Source organism: Solibacillus sp. FSL K6-1126, from assembly GCF_038003445.1.
Classification (GTDB): domain Bacteria; phylum Bacillota; class Bacilli; order Bacillales_A; family Planococcaceae; genus Solibacillus; species Solibacillus silvestris.
Genome location: NZ_JBBOPD010000001.1, coordinates 944,085 through 956,481, shown reverse-complemented (window position 1 = coordinate 956,481; position 12,397 = coordinate 944,085). Strand labels below are relative to the sequence as shown.

10 protein-coding genes and 1 other annotated feature are annotated in these 12,397 nt (G+C 38.2%); of the genes, 4 read left to right on the top strand and 6 right to left on the bottom strand.

Annotated elements, in window-relative coordinates:
- Positions 1–303: 303 nt before the first annotated feature.
- Positions 304–702 carry a globin domain-containing protein gene (locus MHH44_RS04515; RefSeq protein ID WP_008403570.1) on the top strand — a complete coding sequence of 133 codons (399 nt, stop codon included), beginning with the start codon at positions 304–306 and terminating at the stop codon, positions 700–702.
- Positions 699–1,520: a DsbA family protein gene (locus tag MHH44_RS04510; RefSeq protein ID WP_008403571.1), complete on the top strand. Its 822-nt coding sequence runs from the start codon at positions 699–701 to the stop codon at positions 1,518–1,520. The genes MHH44_RS04515 and MHH44_RS04510 overlap by 4 nt, the downstream gene beginning before the upstream one ends.
- A 944-nt stretch (positions 1,521–2,464) precedes the next feature.
- On the opposite strand, the gene pepF is transcribed toward MHH44_RS04510, so the two are convergent.
- From pepF to spxA, 4 genes are all read right to left on the bottom strand, one after another.
- Entirely contained in the window at positions 2,465–4,273 is a 1,809-nt protein-coding gene (gene pepF, locus MHH44_RS04505) for an oligoendopeptidase F (RefSeq protein WP_340797934.1), read from the bottom strand.
- A 54-nt stretch (positions 4,274–4,327) separates the two neighbouring features.
- Entirely contained in the window at positions 4,328–5,455 is a 1,128-nt protein-coding gene (locus tag MHH44_RS04500; RefSeq protein WP_340797933.1) for a competence protein CoiA, read from the bottom strand.
- 320 nt (positions 5,456–5,775) lie between these two features.
- Positions 5,776–6,429: an adaptor protein MecA gene (gene mecA, locus MHH44_RS04495; protein WP_008403574.1), complete on the bottom strand. Its 654-nt coding sequence runs from the start codon at positions 6,427–6,429 to the stop codon at positions 5,776–5,778.
- A gap of 313 nt (positions 6,430–6,742) precedes the next feature.
- Positions 6,743–7,141 (bottom strand): transcriptional regulator SpxA, encoded by a 399-nt coding sequence (gene spxA, locus MHH44_RS04490; RefSeq protein WP_008403575.1) that lies wholly within the window; start codon positions 7,139–7,141, stop codon positions 6,743–6,745.
- A 465-nt stretch (positions 7,142–7,606) separates the two neighbouring features.
- Positions 7,607–7,823: a binding site (T-box leader), on the top strand.
- 64 nt (positions 7,824–7,887) lie between these two features.
- On the opposite strand from spxA, the gene trpS reads away from it, so the two are divergent.
- Positions 7,888–8,877, top strand: coding sequence for a tryptophan--tRNA ligase (gene trpS / locus MHH44_RS04485; RefSeq protein ID WP_014824616.1), 990 nt, complete (start codon positions 7,888–7,890; stop codon positions 8,875–8,877).
- A gap of 245 nt (positions 8,878–9,122) precedes the next feature.
- Here the strand turns inward: trpS and fabF are convergent, their stop codons facing one another.
- Together fabF and MHH44_RS04475 are read right to left on the bottom strand one after the other, a co-directional pair.
- Positions 9,123–10,364, bottom strand: coding sequence for a beta-ketoacyl-ACP synthase II (gene fabF / locus MHH44_RS04480; protein ID WP_065216517.1), 1,242 nt, complete (start codon positions 10,362–10,364; stop codon positions 9,123–9,125).
- Between the two features lie 117 nt (positions 10,365–10,481).
- Entirely contained in the window at positions 10,482–11,417 is a 936-nt protein-coding gene (locus MHH44_RS04475; RefSeq protein WP_008403578.1) for a beta-ketoacyl-ACP synthase III, read from the bottom strand.
- A 446-nt stretch (positions 11,418–11,863) separates the two neighbouring features.
- Here MHH44_RS04475 and MHH44_RS04470 point away from each other — a divergent pair, with 446 nt between their 5' ends.
- Positions 11,864–12,061 (top strand): YjzD family protein, encoded by a 198-nt coding sequence (locus MHH44_RS04470; protein ID WP_008403579.1) that lies wholly within the window; start codon positions 11,864–11,866, stop codon positions 12,059–12,061.
- Positions 12,062–12,397: the final 336 nt, after the last annotated feature.

Genomic DNA, 12,397 nt, shown 5'->3' with positions numbered 1-12,397 from the left:
ACTGGAACCAGTGAAAATCGGAAGGCGAAAGCAAAAAGGAATTTTGAGATGAAATTGTAAATGCTCCTGAAATGCTCTAATTTGGATTTGCTGGAAAATTGATGTGGACACCTATTAAATCAACAATTCCAACATACTTTTAATAGAAGTGAAATGCCCTTCAAATTTTTTGGCAGGGCACTTTATTTGTTAAAATGGCCCTACGTTGCTAGAATGATTGTATCGCCTAAATGAAATTTACATTACTTACATGACATTCATATTTCATATACTGGCAAAGAAAGACACAAAGGAGTATAACTAATGAATCGAAAATATACGATTCCTTATGAGGAACTCGGTGCTGAAAAGCTTTCTGAATTAATTAACGCGTTCTACTCTCGAGTGGCGAAGCATCCTTTATTAATTCCTATTTTTCCTGAAGATCTGACGGAAACAATTCGTAAACAAATACAATTCCAAACGCAGTATCTTGGGGGGCCTAACCTTTTCTCTGAAGAACATGGTCATCCAATGATGCGTGCTAGACATATGCATTTTAAAATTACACCCGATCGTGCCCAGGCATGGCTTGAATGTATGGCAGAGGCGATGGACGAAGTGGGCTTGGACGGGAAATTCCGTGAAGTTTACTATAAGCGTCTCGTAATGACTGCTCACCATATGGTCAACGCCCCAAATGATGAGGAGGGATTTGAGTGAATAATATCCAACTTTTACAGCAACCTGTTGCACCATCCACATGTAATAAACCGATTGAGCTTTATATTTTTATTGACCCCCTTTGCGAAAAAGCATTATCTCTTCAAACGACAATGCGTAAACTGCAAGTAGAATATGGTCATTACTTTACATGTCGATATGTCCTTAGTACGGAACTCTCTGCTCTCAACAGCATGACGAGCCGGATGAAAGGCTGTGTTTCCGGAGCGGAATTGGATATTACACATCCAGCATTACCTTCAATTGCAATTAAAGCGGCTGAACTTCAAGGAAAGCGAGCAGGTTTCCGCTATTTAAACAAAGTTCAAGAAGTAGCGACACTTAATACACGCAATATCAATTCCCATGCGACGTTAATTGAAATCGCCCAGCAAGTTAACCTGGATATGGATGAGTTCGTGTCCGACTTTGGTTCAAAAGAAGCAGCTCGTGCCTTCCAATGTGATTTATACTTAACACGTGAAATGGAAGTTGAAGAAATTCCAAGCATCGTATTTTTCAATGAATGCATTGAAGATGAAGGCCTGAAAGTGAGCGGTTCTTATAATTATGAAGTTTACGAGCATATTTTAGCAGAATTGCTTGGGGAAGAATTAATTCGCCAACCGGTTCCCGCATTAGACGAGTTATTCGATCGATTCAGCACCTTAACAACAGCTGAAGTAGCCGAAATCTACTCAATCAATGAACAACTGGCAGAACGTGAATTAAAGAAACGCATGCTTCAGCAAAAAGTAGAACGCATCATGACTGACGAAATTACACTTTGGCGTGCAAAAGAACGCACGACCTACTAAATAATTTATAAAACGCACTTATACAATATTTTGACCAGCTATGCATTCATGCAGGGCTGGTTTTTTGTTTTCCGGAAGTTGTGCGAAGAAGGAATAAGGTAAGTGAATTCTTTTAGGGTTGTAAGAATAGATATAGGTAAATTTGCCCCTGTGCTCGTTTATACGGCTGCGAATAGAGAACTTGCTAGCATCAGTTAGGGAGAGTATAAAAGCTGTTGTGAGGGATTCAGAAGCGTTTTTGGATGAAGTACAGTAGCGCTTGTTTTATTCGCCGTTCGGATTGGAAAAGTGGCATTTTTTAGGATTAAATTAGAACGTTTGCCTTGGAATGTGGAAAGTTTCGATTGAGATGAGGAACACTTGCCTGATTAAGTAGAACGTTCTCTCTTTATTAGCCAATTCAATTGGGAAAGTAGATTCTTTTGAGGTGAAAGTTGAATATTTCCCCTCGTATGTAGAGACTTTTCATTGAAATGTGGAACACTGGTCTGATTAAGTAGAACTCCCTTTCCCCTTTAACCCGAGAGCACGAATTAGAAGAACAAAACAAAAGAGGCGCCTTATTCTCGAGAAATAAGACGCCTCTTTTTCACAAAGGGGATGGGAGAAATGTTCACGTTCAAACAAAGGGGTGTATGTTTGTTATGTGATTTATTTCACGAGTATTACTCTATCATGGAATAATATTTCTTGCAATGTATCTTTCACAATTTCACAAATTCGTCATATAGTAAGCGTTTCCATTCAAAGAAAAGTGGTTTAAAACTAAATGTCATAAATCTGTAGTCAACTCCCCGCTTCAAACGCCGATATATCAACATTTCCCAACACTTCCCCCTAAATATCAACTACAATGTTTTTCCATCAAATTCATTATCAAATAAGTAAATTTCCATTTTTTCAAGCAAAAAACGCACCTGAAACAGATGCGTTTTCACAAACTATTAATTATTTAATAATAATTTTTCAAGCTCTTCTAGCTTCTCTTCGAATACTTGACATGCCAATGCAATCGGTTCCGGAGATTCCATATCTACACCCGCAGCTTTTAATACTTCGATTGGGAAGTCCGAGCAGCCTGCTTTTAGGAAGTTATTAATATAACGCTCAACTGCCGGTTCGCCTTCTTCTAAAATTTGTTTAGATAATGCTGTTGCCGCTGATTGACCTGTTGCATATTGATATACGTAATAGTTGTAGTAGAAGTGTGGAATACGTGCCCATTCCAGACCAATTTCCTCGTCAACTGTCATTGCATCACCAAAGTATTGTTTGTTTAGATCGTAATAAATCGATGTTAATTTTTCCGATGTAATCGATTCGCCTTTTGCATCCAATTCATGAATCATATGCTCAAACTCAGCGAACATTGTTTGACGGAATACCGTACCGCGGAAACCATCCAGCCATTGATTTAATAAATAGATTTTCTGCTTATCATCATCTAATGTTTTCATTAAGTGATCAAATAATAGTTCTTCGTTACATGTTGAAGCTACTTCTGCAACGAAAATCGAGTAATCTGAATATTGATATGGCTGGTTGGCACGTGAATAATAACTGTGCATCGAGTGGCCGAATTCATGTGCCAATGTATAAAGGTTATTCACATTATTTTGCCAGTTCATTAAGACATACGGATTTGTACCGAACGTTCCCGAAGAATAGGCACCGCTGCGTTTCCCTTTGTTTTCTAGCACGTCTACCCAACGGCTTTGCAAACCTTTTTCGACGATTTCCTGATATTCTTTACCAAGTGGCGCGAAGCTTTCTACCATCGTTTTCTTCGCTTCGTCATATGTTACTTCCATTTTGACTTCTTTAACAAGCGGCGTAAATAAATCGTACATATGCAGCTCATCTACACCAAGGACTTTTTTGCGAAGCTCTACATAACGGTGTAATGCCGGTAAGTAATCATGGATTGTTGAAACAAGCTGGTCATACACTTTTTCAGGAATGAAGTTATTGCTAAGTGCTGCATGACGAGCAGAATTGTAATTACGAACTTTTGCATTTGCATTATGTGCCTTTACATTACCCGCTAATGTAGTCGCAAATGTATTTTTATATTGACCGTAAGTTTTGTAAACGGCTTTAAATGCTGCCTCGCGTACTTCGCGATTGTCGCTTTCAAGCATTGTAATGTAGTTACCGTGCGTAATTTGTACTTCTTCGCCGTCTTCCCCTTTAATTTTCGGGAATTCTAAATCAGCATTGTTTAATGCGCTGAACGTTTTGCCGGCTGTCGATGTCACTTCCGAAAATTGTGCAAGTAATTCTTCTTTTTCAGCTGATAGGATATGAGGACGGCCTAAGTTAAGTTCTTTTAAGCTTTGTTCATATAATGAAAGTGGTTCATAGCTTTCCACATAGCTGTTTAATGTTGCTTCATCCAAAGCTAAAATTTCAGGCGTAATAAATGACCACGCTGCCCCTACGTTTGTAAGAACAGAACGCACACGACCATCCAGATCCTGATATTTACTGTTCGTAGTATCCTGGTCATGTTTTAAATGTGAATATACGTACAATTTGTGTAAACGCTCATATAATGCATCGCTAAATTGTAAAGTGTTGTATAAGCTTTCCGCACTATCCGCTACTTTTCCTTTATAATTTGAAGCTTGTTTTGATAATTGCTCAACTTCCTTCAGTTCAGCTTCCCACGCTTCATCCGATTCAAAGATTGATGTTAAATCCCATGTTAATTGCTCCGGTACTTCTTCACGCGTTAAAATTTGCTTTGCCATTTATTTGCCTCCTACTATTCCGATATTCGAAATTATAAATCTATTTAAACAATTTCAACATCCAATTGCAACCAATTCGTCGTATAGAACATTAAAAAGTTGTTCTTCGGCTATATTTTCATCCAGTTGCTCAATTTTAAGATGTCTTAAAATTGTTAAATAATGTTCCACCGCTGTTTTCCGCTCATTCGTCAGCTCCAATTGACTCCATTTGAAAAAGTAAGGAATCGCTTTCACATTCATCGTTTTAGGTGTGAGCGCATGGGCGTTCATAAAATGAAAAAGCCCTACTTGCCATTCTATACAGAATCGGTTAAAAGCATGCGTATTGCAGACAGGAATCCCTAAAAAAATCGGTAAATTCGTCATAATTAGCCTTAATTCATAAATGGCTCGAAAAAATCGATCGTTAACCCCTTTTTTACTCAATAGTAGACGGTGACGGATATAGTACTCCCGATAACTCCTGTGTTTTTTTAGAAGCAGATGAAATTGTGATTTCGATATTTTCTCTGGAACTAAAAGCGGAAAACGTTGTTGGCTGAGGGGCAATGGCTTAACGACAGTGAAATACTGCAATTTATGAAGATGGATTAAATTGCTTATATAGTAGAAAGTTTTACTTTTCTCATCGTAGGTGATGAGGTATTTCTGCTTTTTATACTGTTTCATAAACTGCGCGTTTGTATGATTAATTGAAATTTTTACGATACCGGGACTTTTGAATTTTTCGGGAGTGTGCAATATCCAGATCGGTGTGATTTCAGCATTTAAATAGCCGGTTGTACGCAGTTGAAAAGATGGATGCGCGATTGGGCTGCATTGAAACTCAATAGCATATTGGCGATCATTAAATGCGATGAGAAGATCTGGTCTTTGTTGAAGCTGGGGTAAATACGGTTCAAGAACGGGACGTAGCTGAAGGCTTGTAAAAAGTTGAAAGAGGTGTTGTTTCCCGAGGAGATGCGCGGCAGATTCCCCTTCTGAAAACAAAGAATCGCATTCACTATTTTTTTGATGGGCAAAGTGCGGGATTTTTATTTGACCAGCCTTTAACAGAAGCTGTTCTTTACATAGAGGACAAAAAAAGGATTGCTGCTTTTTTAATCTTTGTAACTCATCCGGCGGCAGTTTCGACATTAAATAGAATAATTGCTGTTGTTTCGTCAAAGCGACCAGCATTCTCTCCCCCCTTTTTTATCCATCTTAATGAACTGAACATCCAATTTCAACTTATAAATAGTAACTATTGGAAACTGGTTTTTTCAAAGGATTTCTACTTTTATTGATTGCCGTTCCCTTTTATAGACGAACTTTCCACTTTTCCGTCACAAGGTTCTACTTTCTCGATGCTCTGTTCTGCTTCACACGCACTATATTCCAGTTTCCTCAACCATTATTCTACTTTTGCCCCTCTATATTCTACTTCCCTCAACCAGATATCCCTCAGCACAAACACAAAAAAGCCACCTGAAATCAGGTGGCTTTCGTACTCTGCTGTCCTAATCAAAATACGTAATGATTGTTTCGAAGCAGTCTTCAGCAATGATTGTTTCCCCGTACTCTTCAAGTCGGTGCGCTGTAATTTTGGAAGCAGCTAAATACTCAGTACATAAAGCGATGATATTTCTCGCTTCCTCGCTTTCCAAATCTTTTAAATCTACATATAAATAGTAATAATCTTCCCATTTATACAACACAGACTCTATTCCTAATGGTGCTGCGCGTTTTGCAAGAGGTACTAGTTCGTCAATATCTTTAAATCGGAATCGGGCATTTTCAAGCGATTGTTCTTCTTCTTTTGCAGCTTTGCCAATCGCATTGAAGATCGATTCTTCCATTTCATTTAATTGATCTGATATATGAAGGTCATCTTCAAAGTTGCCTGTCATTGAAGAAGTTTCGGAGTCATTACCTACAGACGCGCGTGTAACAACGACTTCCAATCCACTTTCTGAAGCGTTAATATGAATCCAAATTGGACCATCTAAATCGAAATAATCATCTGTATTTATTTCACCAATGATATCCCAGAAAAGCTCTTCACCTTTTGCGCGATTGTACCATATTTCTTCGCGAGTATAACCGCGGTCCTCGATATCACTATACGTAATAAATAATTTTAGCGTATTTTCATTAATGCGTTCGATGTCCATTAGACCTCAACCCCCTTCACAGTCATTGTATAGAACGTCGCTTTATTTCCAAGTGGCATACAATATGGCGTTCTATTGCATCGGAACTGAGATACTTTTAAATATTAGAAGTATCTATAACTCTATTGTATGATGGAATCGATTAAAATGAAAAGGAAAAACATTATTCAGCATAAATTATTTGAATAATTGAAATTGTATTGCACCACTCCATTTAAATCAAGTAATTAAGGTGTCTTTCTAATATGTTCTAAAATAAAAAAAAGATGCTACAATTGCACAATATGCATCCGTAACATCATGAGCGGTCTATTTAGTTAACCATGCGTTGGGCTTCTTGCAACTGGTATGCTCGTACTTTACGAGGCAGGAATCGACGAATTTCATCTTCGTTATAACCGACTTGCAGACGTTTTTCATCTAAAATAATCGGACGGCGTAATAATCCTGGATATTCCTGAATAAGCTCATATAATCGCTGTAATGGCAATGTTTCAACATCAACATTCAACTTTTGGAAAATTTTCGAACGCGTCGAGATAATTTCATCGGTACCATCTTCTGTCATTCGTAAAATCTCTTTGATTTCACTAATTGTAAGTGGCTCGGAAAAAATGTTGCGTTCTGTATATGGGATATCATGTTCCTCTAACCATGCTTTTGCTTTTCGACATGAAGTACAACTTGGTGAAGTAAATAATGTTACTAACATTGGCTCACTCCCTCTCTAATTGATTTCAATTCAATTGCTAGATGTTGCTTCCTTTTATGAAGAAGCACAAATGTATAAATAAAACTCAATTTAGAATTAATTTAATTTAAGATTCTGTTCCCATTATACATGAATAACCCATGTTTGAATATACAATGTCAACAAATAATTCAACTTACGTAATAAATTTTATTACGTATTTCTCTCTAATAAGCACACTTTCTAGAATTTTGCGCCATATTAAAATTTACCCATAAAATAGTAAAATAAAACGTACTGATTTTTAAAGTTTTTTCTCATTTATTAAATTGTAATTGAGAAAAAAGTCAGATAATATCATGCCATTTCTTAAAATATAATTATCTATTTACTACTATTTCCATTTTCGCTTTGTTTTATTCCTATTTCTTTAAATAAAACAATTGCTTTCTTTTCAATACTTACGTTATAATCCATTCAAGATTATGAAAAACGATGACGAAGAGTAGTACATTTAATTTGAATGCCTAGAGAGTCTGTGGTTGGTGCAAACAGATCATTCGTTAAATGGAATGGACTTCCGAGTTAGCTTGATGAACGTTTCTATTAGTAGTCCAGCTCGTCGCCTTCACGTTACGAAGTAAAGTGGCCAATTGAGGCAAGCTGGGTGGTACCGCGGATTTTAACATCATTCGTCCCTTCTATTTTCGAATAGAGGACGCATGATGTTTTTTTATTTTCATTTGATTTTTAAGGAGGAACACCCAATGAAAACCATCTTTTCAGGTGTACAACCAACAGGAACAATTACTTTAGGGAATTATATCGGTGCGATTAAACAATTCCCCGCTTTACAGGAAAACAACAACGCAATTTATTGCATCGTGGATCAGCACGCAATTACTGTGCCACAGGACCGCCTTGAGTTACGAAAAAATATTCGCTCATTGGCAGCAATGTATATCGCATGTGGCATTGATCCGAAAAAATCGATTTTATTTATTCAGTCAGAAGTCCCTGCCCATGCCCAAGCAGGCTGGATGCTTCAATGTGTCGCTTCAATCGGAGAATTAGAGCGCATGACACAGTTTAAAGACAAATCGACAGGTAAAGAATCCGTTTCTGCCGCACTTTTAACATACCCGCCGTTGATGGCTGCCGATATCCTTCTGTACAATACAGACATCGTACCAGTTGGTGAAGACCAAAAGCAGCATATTGAATTAACACGCGATTTAGCTGAACGTTTCAATAAGCGCTACAATGATGTATTAACGATTCCTGATATTCAATTGCCGAAAGAAGGCGCTCGTATCAAGTCATTGCAGGAGCCAACGAAAAAAATGTCAAAATCCGATACAAATTCAAAAGCTACGATTCGCCTGCTTGATACAGCAAAAGAAATCGAAAAGAAAATCAAATCCGCTGTAACAGATTCTGAGGGAATCGTTAAATTTGATATTGAAAACAAACCGGGTGTATCGAACTTGCTTATTATTGAATCTGCACTATCCGGTACAGCGATTGCAGATTTAGAAGCAAAGTATGAAGGCAAAGGCTATGGTGATTTTAAAGCTGGAGTAGCGCAGGCTGTTATTGACCATTTAACACCAATTCAAGAACGCTATTATGCACTGATTGACTCACCGGAACTTGATGAAATTTTGGATGAGGGTGCAGTAAAAGCGAATGCCATTGCCTCTAAAACACTCAAGAAAATGGAGAACGCGATGGGCTTAGGCCGTAAACGACGCTAATCATCCCACCAATAGCAACAATCAGCAGATACAACTCTGCTCCATGTACAATGTACAGTAATACAGCATGCCATGAATAGCCGAGCGTGCGGTAATTCAAGTATAGAATCATATTACTGATCGACATGACACTGAGCCCATAAAAAAATAAAAATAGTACGAAGCGTGTCAAAACACCATCCTTCGTACAACTATACGAAAAACGAACGTGCGATAGAAGAAGCACGTTCGTTTTTTGTCATTTATTAATCTGTATATTTTTTGAATAATAAACAAGCATTATGTCCGCCAAAGCCCAGTGAATTGCTTAACGCATATTCAACTTCCGCTTTTCGTGCGGCATTTGGTACATAGTCCAGGTCACATTCCGGATCCGGATCCTGTAAATTCATTGTCGGCGGCAAAATACCTTCCTTCAATGCAAGTACCGTAAAGATTGCCTCAATCCCGCCTGCTGCACCTAATAAATGGCCTGTCATACTTTTCGTTGAACTCATCGCCAATTTATAGGCATGGTCACCAAAAACAGTTTTGACTGCCTGTGTTTCAAATAAGTCATTATATGGTGTACTCGTACCGTGGGCATTAATATAACCAACGCGGTCAGGAGATACTTGTGCATCATCGATCGCCATTTGCATCGCACGTGCTGCACCTTCACCGTTTGGAGCCGGTGCTGTAATATGGTGGGCATCCCCTGTTGAACCATAACCAACGACTTCTCCGTAAATTTTAGCACCGCGCGCTTTCGCATGTTCATATTCTTCTAAAATTAAAATCCCTGCACCTTCACCTATAACGAAGCCGTCACGGTTTTTATCAAATGGACGTGATGCAGTAGCCGTGTCCGGATTTAACGATAACGCTGTGTTTGCACTGAAGCCTGCAACCGCCATTGTTACGATCGGCGCCTCTGCTCCACCCGTAATCATCACATCAGCGTCTCCACGTTCAATTACTTTAAACGCGTCACCAATCGAGTTAGTTCCCGATGCACAAGCCGTTACGGAACAAGAGTTGACCCCTTTTGCCCCAAGATAAATCGATACTTGACCTGAAGCCATATCTGGAATCATCATTGGTACGAAAAACGGGCTTACACGTCGAACACCGCGTTCCTGGAAAGTTAAAAACTGCTGCTCATGCGTTTCCATTCCGCCGATTCCTGACCCGATCCATACACCTACGCGTGGCGCCATTTCCTCTGAAATAGTCAAGTTGGCATCTTTTGCAGCCATCATTGAAGCAGCGATCGCATAATGTGTAAAGCGGTCCATTTTGCGTGCTTCCTTCTTTTCAATATATTCTTCTATATTAAAGTCTTTTACTTCTGCCGCTACAGACACAGTAAACTTACTCGTATCAATTCGTGTTAATGGTCCAATACCAGACTTGCCTGCAATTACATTTTCCCAGGCTTGCTCTGCACTGTTTCCTACTGGCGTAACTGCACCGATTCCTGTAACAACAACTCTTCTTTTCTCCATTATTTAACACCCTTTTCTAAGTTAAGTTCTTTCCTCTATTTAAAGGTTAATTTCCATTTCAGTCGAACGCTTTCCAAAGGGAAAAATATTGTACCATTCCCCCAGGAGCCCAAGTTTTTATTTACCCCACTTTAATGCGAGCGCTCCCCATGTAAGCCCACCGCCGAAACCGACTAAAACAACGATATCATCATCTTTGATTTTACCAGACTCCAAATCTTCTACAATCGAAATTCCGATTGAAGCAGCAGATGTATTGCCGTATTTTTGGATTGTTTTCGACATTTTTTCCTCTGGCAAGTCAAGACGCTCTCTTGCGGCTTCCATAATGCGGATGTTTGCCTGATGCGGCACTAAATAATCGACATCTTCCTTTGTCATGCCTGCCTTTTCAATGACATTTACAGCCGATTCGCCCATTTGACGAACCGCAAATTTAAATACTTCACGACCATTCATCGCAATGTGATTTTTAGGATTTAAATAAAGATGCTTTCCGCCTGTTCCGTCAGCTCCTAGTTCGAAAGCCAGAATACCGCGCCCTTCCGAAACTTTTCCGAGAACGGCCGCACTTGCACCATCTCCAAAAAGGACAGCCGTGTTGCGATCATCCCAATCCACAATTTTCGACAGTTTTTCAACACCTACTACTAACACATATTCATAACTATTACTCTCAATAAATTGTTTAGCAATAGCCGTTCCATAAATAAATCCTGAGCATGCAGCGGACACATCCATTGCGCCACATCCCGATATTCCAAGTCGCTCTTGAATCTGACAAGCTACACTCGGGAAATTCTGATCCTGTGTAACGGTTGCCACTACGATTAAACCGATTTGATCTGGCGTAATACCTGCGTTTTCAATCGCTTGCACTGCTGCTTTATATGCTAAATCCGATGTTTCTTCATTCTCAGCGATAAAACGGTTTTCAATACCTGTACGAGAACGAATCCACTCATCTGATGTATCTAAAACATTTTCAAAATCCTTATTTGGTATAGCTTTTTCCGGAACATATTTCCCCATCCCTATAATACCGGCATTCATATAATAGCCCCCTTGTTTTCTCGTGAATCAAAAAATATAACTAATTATTAGTAGTTGGTACTAATTATAGAGCATAATTATTTTGAACACAATTAAAATTTCTGGAAAACGAGGAATTGGACATTTATTCTTGTTTTTCTCCCCATTAAATTGGCTATAATAACTGAGAAACATCGTAGAGAAATTGAAATGCGGATGGACGTTTATTACGTTTAAATTTTTTAATGAAACAATTGTTAAAAACGAACATTGTTAACGAAACAAATTCGAGCTAATCTTCTCTATTTTCCTGTTAATTACTACTTAAAAAAGCGATAAAAACAGGCATTTATGACAACTTGAAGAATAATTTGATTCGCCCTTTTAATTTCATGAAGGCTTGTGGTATGATATTGAAGATGTAATTTCACAATAACGTTATAAATAAGTTCAATGAGGTGAATTTGATGCAATATATCATTACGTTCTTTTGGTCATTCTTATTAGTTTCAATGCTAAACTATGTAGTAAGTTCTGTATTAAGTGTAGATTTTAACTTCATGAATGGCGTAATCGTATCATTAGTATTCAGCGTATTAGTTATTATTATCGCTGCAATCATTCCAAACGAATCAACTCCAGAAGCAGAAGCAGAGCATCATTAATAGATAACAAGGGGCTGTCCGGTAAAATTACTGGACAGCCCCTTGTTATTTACTGCCCTATTTGTTACGGCGCTTATCAACCTCATTTTTTATTAGAACGCTTCTATACAATATTAGAAGTTACATACTTGATATTAGAAAAGTTGGCTTGTTTATTTGAACAGTAGGACCTCTTATTAGAACAACCGACATTTATATTAGAACTTCCGGCTTTTATTAGAACTTCTTCATTTTTATTAGAACTTCAGTCAGCCTTATTAGCACATTAGGACATAGCTGCTTCAATTTCTTCTAAGATTAAGTTGAGTCATATTAATTTCTCCGAATGTTTTGGTC

Bases quoted from the DNA above. Each gene is read 5' to 3' on its own strand.
- MHH44_RS04515 (WP_008403570.1), top strand. From the start codon at position 304: ATGAATCGAAAATATACGATTCCTTATGAGGAACTCGGTGCTGAAAAG.
- pepF (WP_340797934.1), bottom strand. From the start codon at position 4,273: ATGGCAAAGCAAATTTTAACGCGTGAAGAAGTACCGGAGCAATTAACA.
- MHH44_RS04500 (WP_340797933.1), bottom strand. From the start codon at position 5,455: ATGCTGGTCGCTTTGACGAAACAACAGCAATTATTCTATTTAATGTCG.
- mecA (WP_008403574.1), bottom strand. From the start codon at position 6,429: ATGGACATCGAACGCATTAATGAAAATACGCTAAAATTATTTATTACG.
- spxA (WP_008403575.1), bottom strand. From the start codon at position 7,141: ATGTTAGTAACATTATTTACTTCACCAAGTTGTACTTCATGTCGAAAA.
- trpS (WP_014824616.1), top strand. From the start codon at position 7,888: ATGAAAACCATCTTTTCAGGTGTACAACCAACAGGAACAATTACTTTA.
- fabF (WP_065216517.1), bottom strand. From the start codon at position 10,364: ATGGAGAAAAGAAGAGTTGTTGTTACAGGAATCGGTGCAGTTACGCCA.
- MHH44_RS04475 (WP_008403578.1), bottom strand. From the start codon at position 11,417: ATGAATGCCGGTATTATAGGGATGGGGAAATATGTTCCGGAAAAAGCT.
- MHH44_RS04470 (WP_008403579.1), top strand. From the start codon at position 11,864: ATGCAATATATCATTACGTTCTTTTGGTCATTCTTATTAGTTTCAATG.